Annotated in this window: 15 protein-coding genes; 8 read left to right on the top strand and 7 right to left on the bottom strand. The window is 47.9% G+C overall.

The window, feature by feature from the left end:
- Positions 1-138: 138 nt before the first annotated feature.
- The 6 genes from NDI34_RS14845 (at position 139) to NDI34_RS14820 (ending at position 9,521) form a co-directional block, all read left to right on the top strand.
- Entirely contained in the window at positions 139-2,349 is a 2,211-nt protein-coding gene (locus tag NDI34_RS14845) for a family 1 glycosylhydrolase (protein WP_348233050.1), read from the top strand.
- A 72-nt stretch (positions 2,350-2,421) separates the two neighbouring features.
- Positions 2,422-2,844, top strand: a complete 423-nt coding sequence (locus tag NDI34_RS14840; protein ID WP_190410072.1) for an STAS domain-containing protein — start codon at positions 2,422-2,424, stop codon at positions 2,842-2,844.
- A 1,271-nt stretch (positions 2,845-4,115) separates the two neighbouring features.
- Entirely contained in the window at positions 4,116-6,089 is a 1,974-nt protein-coding gene (locus NDI34_RS14835) for a glycoside hydrolase family 2 TIM barrel-domain containing protein (protein WP_190410073.1), read from the top strand.
- Positions 6,001-7,101 (top strand): galactose-1-phosphate uridylyltransferase, encoded by a 1,101-nt coding sequence (gene galT / locus NDI34_RS14830; protein ID WP_190410074.1) that lies wholly within the window; start codon positions 6,001-6,003, stop codon positions 7,099-7,101. The genes NDI34_RS14835 and galT overlap by 89 nt, the downstream gene beginning before the upstream one ends.
- A 114-nt stretch (positions 7,102-7,215) precedes the next feature.
- Positions 7,216-8,313 carry a M24 family metallopeptidase gene (locus NDI34_RS14825; protein ID WP_348233031.1) on the top strand — a complete coding sequence of 366 codons (1,098 nt, stop codon included), beginning with the start codon at positions 7,216-7,218 and terminating at the stop codon, positions 8,311-8,313.
- 170 nt (positions 8,314-8,483) lie between these two features.
- Complete coding sequence (locus NDI34_RS14820) at positions 8,484-9,521, top strand: DUF6745 domain-containing protein (RefSeq protein WP_348233030.1); 1,038 nt, start codon at positions 8,484-8,486, stop codon at positions 9,519-9,521.
- A gap of 34 nt (positions 9,522-9,555) precedes the next feature.
- Here NDI34_RS14820 and NDI34_RS14815 read toward each other — a convergent pair whose 3' ends face one another.
- The 7 genes from NDI34_RS14815 to NDI34_RS14785 form a co-directional block, all read right to left on the bottom strand.
- Positions 9,556-9,927 (bottom strand): signal peptidase I, encoded by a 372-nt coding sequence (locus NDI34_RS14815; RefSeq protein ID WP_190410076.1) that lies wholly within the window; start codon positions 9,925-9,927, stop codon positions 9,556-9,558.
- Between the two features lie 202 nt (positions 9,928-10,129).
- Entirely contained in the window at positions 10,130-12,238 is a 2,109-nt protein-coding gene (locus NDI34_RS14810) for a M3 family metallopeptidase (RefSeq protein ID WP_190426753.1), read from the bottom strand.
- A 107-nt stretch (positions 12,239-12,345) separates the two neighbouring features.
- Entirely contained in the window at positions 12,346-13,365 is a 1,020-nt protein-coding gene (locus tag NDI34_RS14805) for an aldo/keto reductase (protein ID WP_348233029.1), read from the bottom strand.
- 265 nt (positions 13,366-13,630) lie between these two features.
- Positions 13,631-15,709 (bottom strand): leucine-rich repeat domain-containing protein, encoded by a 2,079-nt coding sequence (locus tag NDI34_RS14800; protein WP_348233028.1) that lies wholly within the window; start codon positions 15,707-15,709, stop codon positions 13,631-13,633.
- Between the two features lie 59 nt (positions 15,710-15,768).
- The gene (petJ, locus tag NDI34_RS14795; RefSeq protein WP_348233027.1) at positions 15,769-16,104 is read right to left on the bottom strand and encodes a cytochrome c6 PetJ; all 336 of its coding nucleotides are present in this window, start codon (positions 16,102-16,104) and stop codon (positions 15,769-15,771) included.
- A gap of 52 nt (positions 16,105-16,156) precedes the next feature.
- Positions 16,157-16,423 (bottom strand): hypothetical protein, encoded by a 267-nt coding sequence (locus NDI34_RS14790; protein ID WP_348233026.1) that lies wholly within the window; start codon positions 16,421-16,423, stop codon positions 16,157-16,159.
- 113 nt (positions 16,424-16,536) lie between these two features.
- Positions 16,537-16,761, bottom strand: coding sequence for a hypothetical protein (locus NDI34_RS14785; protein ID WP_348233025.1), 225 nt, complete (start codon positions 16,759-16,761; stop codon positions 16,537-16,539).
- 124 nt (positions 16,762-16,885) lie between these two features.
- Between NDI34_RS14785 and NDI34_RS14780 the strand changes: the two genes are divergently transcribed.
- Both NDI34_RS14780 and NDI34_RS14775 read left to right on the top strand, forming a co-directional pair.
- Positions 16,886-18,349 carry an alpha/beta fold hydrolase gene (locus NDI34_RS14780; protein WP_348233024.1) on the top strand — a complete coding sequence of 488 codons (1,464 nt, stop codon included), beginning with the start codon at positions 16,886-16,888 and terminating at the stop codon, positions 18,347-18,349.
- A gap of 163 nt (positions 18,350-18,512) precedes the next feature.
- Complete coding sequence (locus tag NDI34_RS14775; protein WP_190410084.1) at positions 18,513-19,322, top strand: histidine kinase; 810 nt, start codon at positions 18,513-18,515, stop codon at positions 19,320-19,322.
- Positions 19,323-19,398: the final 76 nt, after the last annotated feature.

Genomic DNA, 19,398 nt, shown 5'->3' with positions numbered 1-19,398 from the left:
CATGGGCTACTGACACTTCATGCACAAGTTATTCGGGGGTGAGGAATGATAAGAGCAGCCTTAAGTAAAGAACTAATCATTAGCAATTCTGAACGAACTCAAAACTCAAAGCCCAAAACTCAAAACTCTAAATTGGAGATGTGGGCTGGAGTAGAGTGTACCGTTAACCGCGTAGGCGATCGCTATTTCAACCAGTTGGAACGAAACGGTCACAAAACGCGCTTAAGTGACCTCAATTTGTTTGCCGAACTCGGCGTGAGTGCCATTCGCTACCCGATCCTCTGGGAATTAACCGCCCCTGATGGGCCAGATAGTGCCGATTGGTCTTGGGCGGATGAACGACTGGGACGTTTGCGCGAACTCGGTATCTGTCCCATTGTCGGTTTAGTTCACCACGGCAGTGGCCCTCGCCATACGAGCCTGGTGAATCCCACCTTTGCCCCTGGGCTTGCCCAGTTCGCCGAAGCCGTTGCCCAACGCTATCCGTGGGTGGAAAATTACACCCCTGTTAACGAGCCGCTCACGACAGCGCGTTTTAGCGGATTATACGGTCACTGGTATCCTCACGGTCGGGATAGTTTAACTTTCTTGCAGGCATTGCTGACGCAACTCCGCGGCACAATCCTGTCAATGCAGGCCATTCGCCAAGTTAACCCAGACGCAAAGCTGGTGCAAACCGAGGACTTGTGCAAGGTGTTCAGCACGCCACAGATGGCGTACCAAGCAGAGTTTGAAAATGAGCGTCGCTGGCTGAGTTTCGATCTGCTGTCTGGTCGCCTCAATCCCGATCGCCCGATGTGGCAATATCTATGTAAAGTTGGAATTCCTGAAGCTGAACTGGAGTGGTTTTTAGAAAATCCCTGCCCGCCGGACATCATTGGGATTAACCACTACTTAACGAGCGATCGCTTTCTGGATGAGCGCCTAGAACGCTATCCCCAGTGGACGCACGGCGGAAATGGGCGGCAGCAGTACGCAGATGTCGAGGCAGTGCGGGTGCGTGCTGAAGGAATCGCCGGACCCTACACGCTAATCAAAGAGACATGGGAACGCTACGGCTTGCCAATTGCGGTCACTGAAGTCCATCACGGTTGCACCCGCGAGGAACAACTGCGCTGGGTTAAAGAGGTGTGGGAAGCAGCAACCCGTCTGCGTTCCGAAGGCATCGATCTGCGGGCTATCACTGCTTGGTCACTCCTGGGTTCTTATGACTGGACTAGCTTGGTAACAAAAGATAACGGTCATTACGAGCCTGGGGTGTTCGACTTGCGATCGCCCGAACCCCGCCCAACTGCGATCGCCCATATGCTGCGCGAGTTGGCACGCGGCGAGATGCCTCACCATCCCCTTTTGGATGTGCCAGGATGGTGGCATAGAAACCAGCGACTGCTCTATCCACCCGTTGCGGAGAGCAATGGCGCAGAGGCGCAGAGGCACAAAAACCCAGAAACGCACCTCAGTCCTCAGTACCTAAGCACCTCCACACCTGTCCGTTCTTCCTCACCGCGTCCGCTCGCCATTATTGGAGCGAGAGGCACGCTGGGGAAAGCTTTTGCTCGAATTTGCGACATCCGGGGTATCCCCTATCACCTCCTTAACCGTCAGGAACTGGATATTGCCGATCCTGCCTCGGTTAAGCGGGTACTGGCTGAACTCAAGCCTTGGGCGGTTGTAAATGCGGCTGGATACGTTCGCGTAGATGATGCGGAGCGCGAACCGGATGCTTGTCTGCGCGAAAACGCAGTTGGCCCAGCAACTCTTGCGGCTGCTTGCGCGATGCAGAAAGTGGCGTTGCTCACCTTCTCATCGGATCTGGTATTTGATGGAACTGGTGTTGCTCCTTATGTGGAGAGCGATGCTGTTGCACCGCTCAATGTGTATGGACGCAGCAAAGTAGAAGCTGAGTCGCAAGTTCTAAAGTTTCATCCCTCGTCGCTCGTCGTCCGCACCAGCGCCTTCTTCGGGCCGTGGGACGAGTACAACTTTATTACAATGGCGCTCCGCACCCTAGCGGCAGGAAAACCCTTTATTGCGGCAGAAGATTCGGTCGTTTCACCGACCTACGTTCCGGATCTGGTCAATGCCAGCCTTGACCTCTTAATTGATAGCGAGAACGGTTTGTGGCACATTGCGAACCCTGGTGAGAGTTCTTGGGCAGATTTGGCACGGTTTGCTGCAAAGAAAGCTGGTTTCGATGCTACCCGAATTGAAGCTTGTCCCATGCAAGCGCTGAGGCTATTGGCACCACGCCCAATTTACAGCGTTCTGGGCAGCGAACGAGGGGTACTGTTGCCGTCGCTGGAAAATGCGATCGCCCGCTACTTCCAAGAATCCAAAATTTCCCTGTAAAAATCGATACTTTAACCCACTCTAAGGTGGGCACTGCTCACCTTAGTCCATTTACCCATTGAGGTTTTTAAGATGAGCATTCTTTTTAAAATCGTTAAATCCCCAGACATTTTTGATAGCTCTAGAGCAGCTCAGTTTCATCAAGAAATTGAGAATCTGATCGACGCAGGAGTCAAATTTGTTCTCCTCGATCTCAAAAATGTCACTTTTATCAGTAGTTCTGGCTTAATGGCTCTTGTTTCAATGGTGAGGCTTACCCGCTCCGCAGGTTGCAAAATTTTACTTTATTCCAAGAGCGAACAGGTTAGGATTTTATTGGAGATGACGGGTTTAGATCAGGTTTTGGAAACCTTTAATAAGTCAGAAGGATTTCAAAGTTTAGGAAGCTTAGCGCGAGCTAATGTTAATCCTATATCAGAAACCTTGTCAAAGTCAGCATATTCACCAAAGCTGAAATCTACCAGCTCGCCTGTCCAGCCTGCTTCGGCTCGTTAAATCGTTAAGTTTTCGCGATTCTTCTCCAAAATTGGAGCGTGTGTTCCTGAACGATGAACGCAGCAAAATTATTACTCTTTTGCTTCTAACAATGCCTGACAAGCGTTGTGCTAACGTATCCTACTCTTGAGAAAAGGTACGTTATCAATGAAGCAACAGTAATATACTCTTTCTGCGAACGGCAAATAACCCAATTTAATAACATCTCCCAATTTTCTTAATTGCAACCATCACAGTTATCCTGACATAACGCCGGATTTACAATTCTGACCAATCCAAATTTTTTCCATTAGCCAGAGAGAGTGCATTTGGGCGAATATCTTCGCTCACCTCACTGGAAAAATCCCGCCATAAATCTTAACGATCTGCCGTCGATCGATTTGATTCTACTCTCACAAATGCACAAAGCTCGTTTCGAGTGCATTGCAGAGCAAAAACTGAATACAAACATTCCCATCATATCTTCCCTTTCCGCAACTGCTACAATTAATAAAGAAGGGAGTTTAATGCAACCTAATCTGCTCAAAACTTGGAACCTTTAACTGTTACCAAGGGGAATGTTGATTTTTAGCTTAAGTCGATGCCTGGAAGACACGGGTCGATGCTCCTCACAGCCGTACTACCACCTGTTATGCGAGTCTGCTAAAGCTTCAACCTGCTTCTGGGAAGACGGCATTTCGTCTCTTTATTACTGGCAATACCTTCGCTAACCAACAACTGAAGGAAATTCCTCGACAGTATTCGGATATCGATTTGGTTTTGCTGCACTTGTATGGAACAAAAGCATTCGCAATTCGTCTGATAATCGATGCCAAGCAAGGCGTTAAGGCAATTCAATAAATTGTTCTTTCTATGCCATCCCAATTCACTCCAACGATTACACGAATTTTAAATCGTCGTTAGAGGATTTTATGCAAGCTATTACGGCAACGGAACTCAAACAAAAAGTTACGTATCTGAGTCACGATAAGACTTACAATTTTGAGGCGTCGATAACACAGTAGCCGGATATGTGGTACAGAGGCAACGTACCTCGCTCCGGAAAAGATCGGCAAATGGATGTAGTAATAATGATAGGCATTACTTATCCTATTAATGGCATTAAACAGTCTTGGTTCTTAAACTGTATTTTTGCTAGAAAAAAATAACCTTAAATCGCTGAAATCCAGACTGTGTAGACATTTAAAAAATTTTATAGAAAAACACTTAAAAGAGTTAGTACTCAGATATTTATGGGTACTCTAGAAATATAACCTTGGATAGATGACTATATGCACTCTTTGGGGAAATGGCTGGAGAATTGTTATATCGCGTCTGGCGGCGCTACTCAGTCTAATTTTGACCAGTTCGACAGAGCATATCCGCGTCCGCAGTTACAGCGATCGCATTGGATTTGTCTCAACGGTCCGTGGAAGTTTACTTATGACGATGAGGGGAAAATAACTCGACCCTCAGATGTTTCCGGGTGGACGCATACAATTGAAGTTCCCTTCGCGCCAGAATCCTCAAAAAGTGGCATTGGCGACACAGGGTTTCACCCGAACTGCTGGTATGAACGGGAATTTAACATTGTTAAGGGTGCAGGTCGGGTGCTGCTTCACTTCGGGGCGGTAGATTATCGCGCCCGCGTGTGGATCAACGGTCAATTTATGGCTGACCATGAAGGCGGACATACTCCCTTCAGCATCGATATTACGCCAGTATTTAATGAGAACGGACCGCAGCGGGTAACAGTGTGGGCGCAAGACGACCCCCAAGACTTGGCAAAACCTCGTGGTAAGCAAGATTGGCAACTGGAACCGCACAGTATTTGGTACCCGCGCACCACTGGGATTTGGCAGACCGTTTGGGCGGAGATCGTTCCTTCTACCTATATTGAGCGCATCCGCTGGACGCCGCACTTTGAGCGTTGGGAAATTGGCTTTGAAGCTTTTGTTGCAGGTGACCAGTGCGATGGCATCGAGGTAAAGGTAAAACTAACCGTTGGCTGCCAGTTGCTAGTCAACGATACCTATGAAGTAATTCACGGAGAGATTCACCGACGGATTGCCCTTTCTGACCCTGGTATTGACGACTACCGCAACGAATTGCTTTGGAGTCCAGAAAAGCCAACTCTGATCGATGTTGAAGTGCAGTTGTGGTCTAATGGCGAGTTGCTGGATGAAATCAAGTCTTATACCGCAATGCGGACGGTGGGAATCCAGCGCGATCGCTTTATGCTCAATGGTCGTCCCTACTATCTGCGACTGGTTCTAGACCAAGGCTATTGGCCTGAAACTCTGATGACCGCACCTTCCGATGAAGCGTTGCGGCAAGATGTTGAGCTAGTCAAAGCAATGGGATTCAACGGGGTTCGCAAGCACCAGAAGATTGAAGACCCCCGCTTCTTGTATTGGGCAGATGTGCTAGGACTGATGGTTTGGGAAGAAATGCCCAGCGCCTATCGCTTCTCTCCTAAAGCGGTGGAACGGATTACCAAGGAGTGGACTGAGGTCATTGAACGCGATGCCAGCCATCCTTGCATTGTGGTCTGGGTGCCCTTCAACGAATCTTGGGGTGTTCCCGATTTGACAGCGACAGCAGCCCACCAGCACTGCGTCCAAGCACTGTATCATTTGACCAAGACTCTCGATCCAACTCGTCCAGTCATCGGTAACGACGGTTGGGAAAGTGCGGCGACCGATATTTTGGCTATCCACGACTACGATAATAAGCCGACTCGGATGGCAAAACGCTACGGTCCAGAAGTGAAGCTATCAGACCTTTTCGATCGCCAACGTCCGGGTGGGCGCGTTCTGACGCTGGATGGCTATCCTCATCAAGGACAGCCGATCATGCTGACTGAGTTTGGCGGTATTGCTTATGCGGGTCGGGAAGATAAAAAAGCTTGGGGATATGTGCGTTCCCATGATGTCTCCGAACTGCAAATCCGGTATACGGCGCTACTAGATGTGGTGAACCGAGTCGAGTTATTTAGCGGTTTTTGTTACACCCAGTTGACCGATACCTACCAAGAAGCGAACGGACTGCTATATGCTGACCGGACTCCGAAATTTCCTATCGAAGCGATCGCATATGCAACTCTAGGCAGGGGTGAGGAAGACGAAGAGGACGTTATGCTCACAACAGTTAAAGCTGCATTGGGGCAAGAAAACAATGTATTCCCAGGAGCTGTTGAAGCCGGATGGTCGCAAGCTGATTCTATACAGCAGATTCCCCATTGCGGAGGAAATTACAGCCACTAGCCCTAGTAATGAGCCAGTGCAGGCGAATCCTCACCTGCGCTGGCATCCGTTGCGGGGCGAATGGATTGCTTATGCAAGTCACCGTCAGGGGCGGACTTTTATGCCGCCCCCAGAATACAACCCGTTAGCACCTACCAAAGATCCTCAGTTTCCGACGGAACTCCCGCAGGGGAAATATGATATGGCGGTGTTCGACAACCGCTTTCCCTCAATGGCTTTGGGGGCGCACAATCCACCCGCTAGCATTGTGCAGACTCTCCCAGCAAATGGCGCGTGCGAAGTGGTCGTATTTACGCAAGATCCGCAAGCTTCCCTCAGTTCTTTAGAACTGGATCAATTAGAGTTATTGTTGCAAGTTTGGGGCGATCGCACTCGCGCTTTAGGCGAAATGCCCCAGATTCAGTATGTACTGCCCTTTGAGAACAAAGGGGTCGAGATGGGGGTAACTTTACAGCATCCCCACGGGCAAATCTACGCTTATCCGTTTGTTCCACCTGTCCCAGCGCGGATGTTAGAGAGGCAACAAGCGTATTATCAGGAGCATCAGCGGGGTTTGCTGCAAGATTTGATCCAAAAAGAGATTTTGGACAATCAGCGGATTATTTATGTGGATGAGGAAGCGATCGCATTTGTCCCCGCTTTCGCCCGTTACCCTTACGAAGTCTGGATTGCCCCGATTCAGCCCACCGCTACATTTGTGGATCTGACAGATGGGCAGCGCCAAGGACTCGCCAAAGCCTTAAAAACGGTCACTCTCAAGTATGACGGTTTGTGGAATCGTCCTTTCCCTTACTTGATGGCGTGGTTCCAAGCACCCACCGATGGAAATCCCCACCCAGAAGCACATCTGCACGCAGAGTTGTATCCTCCCTATCGGACTCAGGATCGGCTTAAGTACCTGGCGGGAACCGAACTAGCCGCAGGAATGTTTGCCAATGATGCGCTTCCGGAGGAGAAGGTGAAGGAGTTGCAAGCTGTCGTCATCACACTTGAGAATCCTGTGCGGTTGTGAATCAAAACTTAACCCCCGAATCCCTTCGTTTGCAGGGAAGGGGCAAGAACTTCAGTTTCCTCCCCGTTTCCGGGAGGGGCTGGGGGAGGAATTTCCTGCTGTAAGAGGTGAGTTATGAATCAACTTAGTGAAGAAGTCTCTCAGAAATTAGAGTTAATCCGAAATGCCTTAACGGAAGCGGAAGCGCAGGGTTTGCGATTGCGTGGCACCGATTGGTTCGCTTGGGCAACTGCTGGCGCTTCTAGTACCGTACTGCTAACCGCTGAAACTGGCATTGCAGAAGTGCTGGTGACTGCTGAGGATGCCTGGATATTAACCGATGAGATTGAAGCGCAGCGGTTAAAAGATGAGGAGATTCCTGAAAATTTCCAGCATTATGCGAATCCCTGGGCTGATGCGGCGGCGCGTGAATCTTTTGTGCAACAGGCAACCAATGGGGGGAAAATTTTAAGCGATCGCCCGATTCCTCATGTTGAAAAGCGATTACCCGCCTCTCTACAACAGCATAAGCGAACCTTGATACCAAGCGAGCTAGAGCGATATCGCCAGCTAGGGCGTCAGGCAAGCGAAGCGATGACTGAGGTACTCAAAGCCGCCAAGCCAGATTGGACAGAATATCAGCTTGCCGGTGCGGGTGCGGAGGCATTATGGGCGAGGGGGATACATCCAGCGCTGACGCTGGTAGCAGGCGAGAGACGTTTGCCGCTATACCGTCATGCTACTGCCACAGGTGAAGAGATTGGACGGCAAGCAATGCTGGTATTTTGCGCCAGAAGACATGGTTTGTATGCGAATCTTACCCGATTTGTTTCATTCGGTACGCTTTCAGAGCAAAGCGCCAAATTGCATGGTGATGTCCGTCAAATTGAAGCAGAAGTCTTGGATTTTTTAAAGCCGGGAATCGCTCTGAATGCAGTTTATGACACTTTAGCTGATGTTTATCAGAGGCACGGATATCATAATGCCATCCGCCAACATCATCAGGGTGGAACAACGGGATATCTAGCGCGAGAAGTTGTAGCGAATCCAACGACTAATGACACGTTGGAAGAAAACATGGCAGTTGCTTGGAATCCAAGTTTACCGGGTGCAAAGATTGAAGATACTTTTGTACTTCTCAAGGATGGATTGGAAAATTTGACTTTCGATCCAAATTTTCCCAATGTCGAGGTAGCAGGAAGATTGCGTGCTTTGCCGTTGGAAATTGCCTAATCAGAATGCCCTAGCGAATGGGATTCGCGGCTAGACAGACAAAACCTGCCTACACAGGTTTCAAAATACCAAATTTTCTTAAGTCCGCGTAGGCGGACTTTGTTTGTGTAGCCGCGATTTCTAATCGCCAGGGCAATCGCACCAGATACATTCAGCAACACCGCCGCAGTATGTCACAGGAAAAAATTGAAAAGCTGACTCCACAAAAAGAAGCATTGATTCCTGTTTATCGGGAGAAGTGGCGAAAGATTGCTCTCTCTACTGAACCGATTGACAGAGGAAAGGCTACTGAAGCAGTAATCAATGCTTATAATTCAATTGGCAAAAAAGCGCCTGAGATTATTTTTTCTGATAGCCCTTATGCGGCTTTAAAAACTTTTTCAGCCAAAATTACAAAGCAACCAAAAAGGGCACTTAATGAGCAACTGAGGTTCCAACCTTGGCATCAGATGGAAGAGCAAATTAGTAGCCAAATAATAGAGAACGATCTGAATGACAAACTATGGGGAGGACTGGAGAGGCAGCTATGGGGAGGACTGGAGAGGCAACTGTTTAAACAACTAATCAAGCAGCTAGGAAGTAAGGTTAACCACAAATATATTCCACCAGAAGTGTGGGCGTGTGGAGGTAGTAATTTTGACTTCTACATTTCTGTTTTAAATTGCACTTATGAGCAAAGCAAATGGTCAGTATTTCAATCGCTAGTAAAAAATTGTGGGTGGATTTTACCATCTGAAGAGATAGCAATAGTATGCGATCGCCCTCGCATCCTCTCCTTCGACAACCAGCAGCGTCTCCACGCAGAAGGCGCACCCGCGATACAATTTGCAGACGGATACAGCCTCTATGCTTATCATGGCGTGACATTACCTGAAAAATACGGAAAGCTACATCCGAATCAGTGGGAAGCACAATGGATAATAGATGAAGATAACGCTGAACTGCGGCGAGTGCTAATTCAGGGCATTGGCTACGAAAGAATCGCCCAGGAACTAGGGGCAATTGCGTTAGATTCTTATCAAGAATACAGTTTATTAAAAATTGATACCGATATTGATGTTGAGCCAATATCTTTGTTAAAGATGACTTGCCCAAGCACCGGATTTATTCATGCGTTGCGCGTACCACCTGAGATAATATCGGCGCGGGAAGCGATCGCTTGGGTGAATTGGGGAATTAATCCAGAAGAATTTTCTGTGCAAACATGAATTTTTTTGATGATTCACGCGATATTGAAAACAATTAACTAACTGCTACACTATCTCCCAACTTGGAGGGCCAGCGGACAGTCAGAATGGTACAATCTGACTCGGCAGACCAAGAATGGGGCACGCCTGGAGACCAGAGAACGTAGTCGCCTTCACGAGACAGTAAAACTTCTTGCTCTGGAAATTTAACGTGAAATCGTCCTTTAATCAGGATAGAAAGTGTCGTTGCTTCCTCATTCATTGCCCATTCGGATCTACCGTCTCCTGCTGGGTGAATCCCCCATTTCACTTCTAGGCTGGAAGTCGAACGAATGTCATCGATTGGGTTTATAAAATGACCGAGAAACCAACCAGAACGATTTGCACCTTCACTATGAGCATTCCCAACAACAACATTAGACGGCATTTGCGAATCCTTGCTTATATGCAAGTATTAATTTTATAAAACTCAGCAAAATTATCAAGTCGGATGACTAAGGGTTAACGCACAAGTGCTAACGCACAAGTGTGAACGCACAAAGATTGTGCAAAATCTTAGGGATTGTAGAGACGCAAAATTCTACGTCTCTACAGGATGGGATTTCTCTCTACTCCCGGCGAGATGTTCCTTAACGGGACGCCACGGCTAAGCCGCTGTGGCGCAGTAAAGGCTCGGTACTCGGTTCGCGTCCCCGGAAGGACTTGAACACTTCCATTGGGTGCAAGCTACCACCCAGCGCCAACACGGTGTCGCGGAAGCGCTTACCTGTAGAAGCTACAGCCGTCTCATCTTCTAAACCAGCGTCTTCAAAAGCTGCAAAGGCATCAGCACTGAGAACTTCAGCCCACTTGTAGCTGTAATAACCCGCCGCATAGCCGCCAGCAAAGATATGTCCGAACCCGCATAAAAAGGAGTCTTCTGGCAGAGGGGACAAAATTGTTGTGGTTTTGGCAATGCGGTTCCGCACATCAGCCACAGTTTCATTGCCACCCGGTTGATAGCGATGGTGCAGTTCGATATCCACTAAGCTAAAGTGCAATTGCCGCAGCGTGCCAGTACCGCTCATGTAGTTGCGTGCTGCCAAAAGCTTTTGGTAATAATGCTCTGGTAAGGTTTCCCCGGTTTCGTAGTGCTTCGCCATTCCCATCAAAGTGGGTCGGTCATAGCACCAGTTTTCCATGAACTGGCTGGGTAATTCTACCGCATCCCATTCCACATTGTTGATGCCTGCTGCACCCGGATAATCCACCTTGGTCAGCATATGCTGCAAGCCGTGACCGAATTCGTGGAATAAGGTTTCTACCTCGCCAAAGGTCATCAGGCTGGGTTTGCCATCGACTGGGGGGGTTTGGTTGCAGACCAAATAGGCGACAGGTAAGCGTGTAGTGGGCGTGCCAGCTTCGATAATTTTGGCACGGACTAGGCACTCGTCCATCCAGGCACCGCCGCGCTTTTCGGCGGGACGGCTGAAAGGATCTAAATAGAAGTATGCGATCGCATTACCTGTTTCATCGGCAATCTGGAAGTAACGCACATCCTCATTCCACACTGGGGCTTGACCATCAGCCGCCGTGACGGTAATTCCAAATAACCGTTTTACGAGACTGAATAGCCCATCTAGCACTTGTGGTAAGGGGAAGTAAGGGCGTAACTCTTCTGCACTGAAGGCGAACTTTTCTTCCCGCTGGCGTTCCGACCAAAAGCTGATATCCCAGTGCTTCAAGTCGCTGCTTTCTGCGGCTCCTTTACTAGCAGCATAAGCTTTTAATTCTTCTAATTCCTTCTTAGCAGCATCATAACTAGCGCCGCGCAGTTCATCTAGCAGCGCCTCAACTGCTTCAACGCTAGGAGCCATTTTTCGGGCTAAGCTTAACTCGGCAAAACTGTCAAAACCGAGTAGCTTTGCCTTTTCTTGGCGCAGTTGCAATATGCGTTCGATGAGTGGGGTGTTATCCAACTCGCCACTCGATGCACGGCTGACATAGGCTTTATAAAGCTTTTCGCGCAAGTCCCGACGGGTGCTGTGCTGCAAGAAAGGGCCAAAGCTGGGAAAATCCAGGGTGATGCGCCAAGGGCCATTTTCAGGGGTGGCATTTTCTTCGCCAGCAGCACGGGCAGTTTGAGCGGCTAGACTCACTAAACTGGGCGGTAAGCCGTCAACTTCCTCTTTGTTGGTGAGGGTCAGGCTAAATGCTTTAGTGGCGTCGAGGACGTGGTTAGAGAACTTGGTAGAAAGTTCTGCTAATTCGAGTTGAATGGCGTTGAAGCGATCGCGCTTTTCTCCTTCCAACCCAACACCGGAAAGTTCGGCATCCTTGATCGCTGATTCTACAATCCGCTTTTGGGCTGATTCCAGGCTATCCCAAGCGTTGCTACTTTGCAGTGCCTTAAATGCTTCATACAGCGGCTTACTTTGGTTCAGCTTGTTGGAAAACTGCACCACTTTTGGCTGAACGGTTTCGTGAGCTTCGCGGATTTCGGGGCTATTCTTCACAGCCATCAAATGACCGACAATGCCCCAACTCCAGGTTAAGCGTTCTACCAGTTGTTGGAGGGGTTCGACTAAACCGCTCCAAGTCGGTTCTACCTGGGTTTCTAGGGTGGCAAGTTCCTGTTCTAGTTCAGCTAGTAGCTGCGTCATCCCCGGAACGACGTGTTCCGGTTTGATGGCATCAAACGGGGGCAGCCCTTTGCCGATGAGTAACGGGTTATCAGTAATAATGGCGTTTGCACTCATAGGTGATTTGTTTGTAAACGTGTTTGGGCTGAATCGTCCTTGTTATCCGATCTTAAGAAAAAAATCAGCTACCCTTACAGGGTGGTTAACCGTAGCGAAGTTGCTGCTTATCGTCGGTACTCGTCGCCGCAGTCACCGATGACCTGGTATAGATCGCGCGATTGTTGAGCGATCGCATTCGTTCGCCTATCATCCTCTGCATCCAGTATCAAATCAAACACCCTGGCATTGTCTTCAATATGTTCCGACACCCCTAACCGTGCGCCGACGATTGCACCGGCGACTGCTGGCTGCTCTAGAATATAACGCACCGCCACATTCGAGATATTTACCCCGTGCTTCTGAGCAATCTCTTTGAGGACAGCAAGTAACTCTTGAAATAAACTCCAACCACCCCACGCATCCACCATATTCTTGTATTTTCGCAAGCTAGCAGTCTTCAATTCTCCTGCCCGCGGTTCTGGCTGTCCCAGGTACTTTTCTGACAACAAGCCGCCGCAGAGTGTCCCGTAAGCAAAAAGCTGGATGTCATTCTCTTGACAAAATTGCACCATGTTCACGAAAGGACGCTGGTCAATCAGAGAAAACTGCACCTGATTGGACACAATTTTGATACCTGCCTCAGTAATAATTTTGAGACGTTCTGTATCAAAATTTGTCAAAGCTAGATGCTTGATTTTTCCCTCCTCTTGGAGTTCTGCCATATACTTGAGCGCATCCAAGTAGTTTTTATCGCGGTAATCCCACCAATGAAACTGCATCAAGTCAAGAGAATCAACTCCCATTCTTTTTAGGGAAATATTAATGTTATCTTCTACCAACTTGCGCGTCATTTTAGTGGGTCTTGGTACCCATTTTGTGAAAGCTTGCAAGTTAGACAGCGCCTCTTCACCTCGACTTGCTACCAATTGCCTCCGGAACTCTCCAATAAAGTCCTCAGCGGGGCCATAATGGTCGGCTAAATCCCAAGTGGTGAAGCCTGCATCCATGTAATCAAACATATTTTGGATCGCAGCTTTTGAGTCAATTCTTCCATGTGCGCCTGACACTTGCCACATTCCATTGAGTACGCGGCAGATATTCAAATTTGGGGTAAATTGCAATCTGCTTGATTCGGGTAAGTTCATGTTGACGTTTTGTTATGTATAGATAAAATTATTGCCTATAGTGTCAGAAGTTGGATGCGATATACAAACTTAACCTCTCCTCAAACCCCTCTCCTACAAGGAGAGGGGCTTTCCCCCTTCCCTACTAGGGAAGGGGCTAGGGGTTAGGTCTATATTTTATTTAAGTAAGTAGCGCTATAAATCAATATTTTTGAATTTTAAATACAGATAAACACTGACAAATTATCTGCATTTATTTGTAGTAATTACTCTAAAGACTGACTATTCAGGTTTGCACGGAAAATTCTTCTGGATCGATGTCCCAATTGATCCAGCGAATCGCTGCACGAGCCGATGTAATATCCGGCGGCACTCGCATAGCATGAATGAAACCAGTGCTAGGACAAGTCATTTTTATCAAGTGAATAGGCTCTTTTTGAGGAGCATCATCATCAAAAGCATTACGTTGAAAACCATCAATATCAGCATCAAGTTTTAGCAAAGTGTATTCTTGCCAGGAATCTAATTCAGTTGCTTGTAATTCTTGACAGATTCGTGCATAGCCAATTCCTTGAATTAATATTCGACGCAATTCAGCGTTGTCTTCTTCTAAAATCCATTGTGCCTGCCATTGATGGGAATGCAGTTTGCCATATTTTTCAGGCAACTTTACACCGTTATAATAATATCCCGTATGCCATCCATCAGCAAACTGAATCGCGGGTTCACCTTCGGCGTGGAGGCGGTTTTGGCTGTCGAGGGAGAGTTTAGTCGGGCGATCGCATACTATACAAACCTTCTCAAACGGGAAAATCCAGCCGCATTGCTCGAAAAGCTGGTTCAAGCATTCAAGTGCTTCCTGTGACTTCTGCTCCAACACCCAACCGATAGAGACACAGTATTGGCTGATGCTGATAATCGCAACCAAATCTTCAGGGGTAATGGCACTCAATGGTTGGTAATATTGCAACAAATGTTGTGTTAGGTTATTCTCGATCGTTCTTCCTAGTTGAAAGTTGATCTCTTGCTGCAAAGCTGTCCAGATTCCTAAACTCAGCGATTTCCTAGCTAATTGGGATAGTGACTGTGCGAGTGAAACTCCCAACTGCTGGTATTCGCGTAACCGCTCAACACCAGTAAGTGGACTACTGCAAAAAATGATTTCAGGTTCTTCTTGACCAATAACTGCGTAGGTTGATTTTATTGTTTCTGTGACTTTTTGACGATCGATCGGCTGTGTTAACAAAGCGCGCCACTTCTGTTGAAGCGATCGCAACAAACTTAGATTGGAAATTGGATTGGCTTGAAGATACAGTTCGGTGAGGTTGGTTAACCCAGATAGGCTACTCAAGTCAGTAATTTGATTGCCACCGAGATTCAGGCGGGTGAGGTTGGTTAACCCAGATAGGCTACTCAAGTCAGTAATTTGATTGTTACCTAGATACAGTTGGGTGAGGTTGATTAACCTAGAAAGCCCACTCAAGCCGGTAATTTGATTGCTACCGAGATTCAATTGGGTAAGGTTGGTTAACCCAGAAAGGGGACTTAAGTCGATAATTTGATTGTTATTTATATACAGTTGGGTAAGGTTGGTTAACTCAGAAAGGGGACTTAAGTCGGTAATTTGATTGTTGTAGAGATGCAGGTGGGTGAGGTTGGTTAACTCAGAAAGGGGACTTAAGTCGGTAATTTGATTGGTGTGGAGATGCAGGTGAGTGAGGTTGGTTAATCCTGAAAGCGCACTCAAGTCTGTAATTTGATTGGTGTGGAGATTCAGACGGGTGAGGTTGGTTAACCCAGAAAGCGCACTCAAGTCTGTAATTTGATTGTTATTTAGATGCAGGTGAGTAAGGTTGATTAACCTAGAAAGCGGACTCCAGTCGCTAATTTGATTGTTATTTGGATACAGGTAGGTACCGTTGTAGAGATGCAGTTCGGTGAGGTTGGTTAACCCAGAAAGAGAACTCAAGTCAGTAATTTGATTAATGAGATACAGTTGGGTGAGGTTAGTTAACCTAGAAAGCCCACTTAAGTCGATAATTCGATTGTCATTTAGATACAGTTGGGTAAGGTTGATTAACCCAGAAAGCGGACTCAAGTCTGTAATTCGAGTGTTATAGAGGTTCAGTTGGGTAAGGTTGGTTAATCCAGAAAGCGGACTCAAGTCGGTAGTTTGATTGTTGTAGAGATGTAGCTCAGTGCAGCTTGATAGTATCCGATTCGCTTGATTACAGTCAGAAGTGCCAGCTTTCTGCAACAACACCTCAACCGTATGCCTTGCTGCTGGATAGAGGCTATCTTTGTGCAAACACCAGTCAGCAAAGCTGTTAAAAATTGTGGTTTGGTTTGGCTGCGATCCGGACATAAAGCACCCTCAACAGTAATTTTTGGTTTTTTAGTCAGGTGTCAGTAACTAGCAACTTGTTAAGAACGCCAGTCTTTCTCAGCTTGTTCTAGAACGTAAGCGGAAACAGCTTGGATTTCTTGTTCGGTTAAGCGGTCTTTGTATGCCGACATGTTGTTTTTGCCATTGGCGACGATGGACGCGATCGCTTCCACGTTATCCATGCCATTTCGTTTTAATGCCTTGAGTTTCAGATTCTTCCCGCGTCTGATGATATTGCCGCCGTTGAGATGACAACCTGCACACTGGACGCTAAAGATTTTGGCACCGTTAGCAGTATCTGCGGCTACAGCTGGAACGCGAAAGGCAATTAGTACAGCGAATGTTAGAAGTAGGACGGTTAGTAGCTTCCTCAAGGGACTTTTCCTCGGTTTTTATTAAATGAAGAACCAGTGACAATCCACTATTTTATGAATCGGTGTCTTCTCCCTCAACTTCTTCGTCTTCTATCGCTTCCTGAAGAAATAAGCGTGCCAACCTGTTATAAGTGCCAGCACCAACAAACTGAGGATAAGTGTGAGAACGGCTGTACACCCATACCAGTTCTTTTCCGTCAAAAATGCGGATATCTTGAAACAGACCTTTACATTTTGGTTGCAAGGACTTAGCTGTATTTAATGCGTCCGTCCATCTTTCAAAGTCTTGGGAAAATTCAGGGGTGATGACTCTAAACATAAGCTTGGGCTTCTTTCTTGACTTGCTAATTTGAAGCTTAAGCGGCGGGTGGGAATTGGGGGAATGATTCTGAAAAGAAAGCGATCAAAAGCACCGAGGTCAAAGTGCTCATGTCAAAGTGCCTCAAAGGAAGCCGTGAATCCTTCAAGACTTAAACACTCGTCTTGGAATGATTCCGCGTCCCCTACATCTTCAACCTTGTATTCCATGAAACGCTGACCATCTGGCGCTTTTTTGGAAGAGATACAAGTGCTTTGATACTTGTCTGCGATCGCTTTACAGGTAGTCCCATTGCGTTTCCAAGCATCGCCCGAACAGCGAATCGTTACCAGCCACATAACTTAAGTCTCCATTGATATTGGGGATGTTGCGATCGCGAAAACTCTGAGTTGCTCTGACGCAATCTGATGCATCATATCAAGGGTTATCACCCTAAGCCTAACTCCGGAGTTAAGGATTGATATGACTCGCAAGCGCTTATTTTCGCTAATTGCGGCGCTGTTGCTGATTGCACTTTCCTGGTGGGGGGTAGCGGCGGCGCGGACTGGATTGGTGACGCGAACATTCTCAGATAAAGGGTTGCCGATGCTGTACGTCGCACCAGAGGGTTTTGAACAGGGTTCTGAGAAAATACCCGGTGTGCTGGTGGCGCACGGCTATGCGGGTTCTAAGCAATTAATGCTGGGCTACGCGCACGTTTTGGCGCACGCGGGGTATGCCGTGATGTTGTGGGATTTCGGCGGACATGGCGCGAATCCAGCACCCCTAGAGCGCGATTCACTTCAGCAAGACCTGAATGTGGCTTATGCAGCCCTGTTGGAGCAACCAGAGGTCGATCCCAGCCGCTTGGCGCTGCTGGGGCACTCAATGGGTAGCGGTGCGGTGATGTCGGCGGGTATCCGCAATCCCGACCGCTTTGCGGCAACGGTTGCCGTCTCGCCAACGGGTGCGGGAGTGACGCCTTCTATCCCGCGCAATCTTCAGCTACAAGCCGGGAGTTGGGAAGGTGGATTTGTGACGAATGCCCAGCGGTTGCTGGCGGCGGCAGGAGGAGAAAACGATAACTTTGCTGGGGGAAGGGCGCGATCGCTCGTTATCATCCCGAACGCCGAACACATCACCATTCTCCTCCGCAATATCAGCCACCAAGCTGCCCGAACGTGGCTCGATGCTACCTTCAGAATTCAGAGTAGCAGTAACTATATTGACCGTCGGATGGCTTGGTATGCCTTGCATTTGTTGGCATGGCTGTTGTTCCTTTTCGCCGTTGCCCCTGCTGTTGCTGACCCGGCGACTACACCTAAGGCAAAGGTGCATCCGCTACAAAGCTTGCTAGGTTCGTTCTTAGCTCCATTTCTTGCCAGCGCTTCACTCCTATTGCTGAGTCGTATGGGGGAAATTGACAGCTTGGGTGGCGTCCTCGTCGGCGGTGCAATCGGAATTTGGTTCTTTGTGGCAGGCGTCGTCTGGCTGGGGATTCTCTTGCGCCTACAACGTCCTACATTCAGGGCGCTGGGGATAGGCTTAGGGCTGTTTGTACTGCTTTGGGTGGGTTTTGGGGCAATGGCACAGTCGGTGTGGCTGCAATGGTGGCTAATTCCAGCACGTCTAAAGCTTTGGCCTTTGCTGTCGTTGGCTTGCCTTCCTTGGTTTCTAGCGTCGGAAGTGGCGCAACAGGATGCTGGGGTACTCTCGCGGATGGCGTGGTGGTTGTGGCAAAGCGTGCTGCTAGTAGGCGGCTTTATTTTGGCGGTGTACTTGGTTCCGCAACTTGGTTTTATCTACCTGTTGCTGCCGCTATTTCCGCTAGCGATGGGTATTTTCTCCTTTGCTGGCAGCCAACTTAATAATGTGTGGAGTTATGCACTGGGGAGTGCGTTGTTTTTCGGTTGGGCGATCGCTGCTGCTTTCCCGCTCGCTAGTTAGCGAATACAGAATTAGAAGTTTTCTACCTAAAGGAAGTACCGATTTTGAAGCGATCGCGCCAAGATAGAAGAAGCGAATTATAACCTCTTTTTTGCTGGAAAGCTTGTACAAGTAGTTTAATTAAACCTTCATCTAAATCAACTACTACAAACCGGGGAAGAAAATGCCTAATAATAAAATCAAAGAACAAATTACAACCGATCTCCATCAAGCTAAAGAAACAGGACAGCTCAGAGCAGAGCGGATTCGGGAAATTGTTCAATCTGCTGTATCTCAGGTGGGTTCGGAGTTTAAGGAAGGTTCCACCGAACTTCGCTCAATTGTTAAAGATGCGGTTTCTGTGGTTCTGGAAAACTTGCAAGATAAAGGTGGCGAACTCAAAGAAGAAGTTACGGCTACGATTGAGGGAGCGGTTGAAGGCTTTAGCCATCTAAGACATCGAAATATTGCGAAAACGCAAGCAGAGGTTAAACAGCTACAAGCTCAACTGGACAACGAAGAAAATGAACTCCAGCAAGAGATTGATAAACTGCTAGTAGACATCGAAGAATCTGGTAAAGATACCTCGCCTTCTACCAAAACTGCCCTGGAGTCTGCGATTAATAATCTCAAAAACAGCGACGAGGTCGCATCGCTGAAAGAGCGTTATGCTCAACTACAAGCTCAACTAGCGATTCTCCGAGCGAATTTGGCTGCACGTTACGGGGGACGCGCCGAGGACGTGAAAGGGTACCTGGACGAAGCGAAGCACTGGTACGACCGTTCTCGCCCTCAAGCTGAAATAATGGTTCAGCAGGTAGAACAAAAGCGATCGCAGGTTGAAGAAAAACTGGGTGATGCGGGGGTAGCGATCGCTAAGAAAGAACGTCAGGTACGTCAAATCTTGAGTGAGTTGTTACGAACAGCAGCAGATGCAATTCGCGAAAAAGAACCCGTGAGTAAATCAGGGACTCCTAAAGATTCTCACCATTAATTAAAACAGAACCAGCTAAGACTTAGCTGGTTCTGTTTTTTAAACTCAATTTTTAAACTTGCAGTAGGGTTTTAAC

It is taken from the genome of Trichocoleus sp. DQ-U1, from assembly GCF_039961925.1.
Lineage (GTDB): Bacteria > Cyanobacteriota > Cyanobacteriia > Cyanobacteriales > FACHB-T130 > FACHB-T130.
This window is presented reverse-complemented; position numbering and strand designations above follow the sequence as displayed.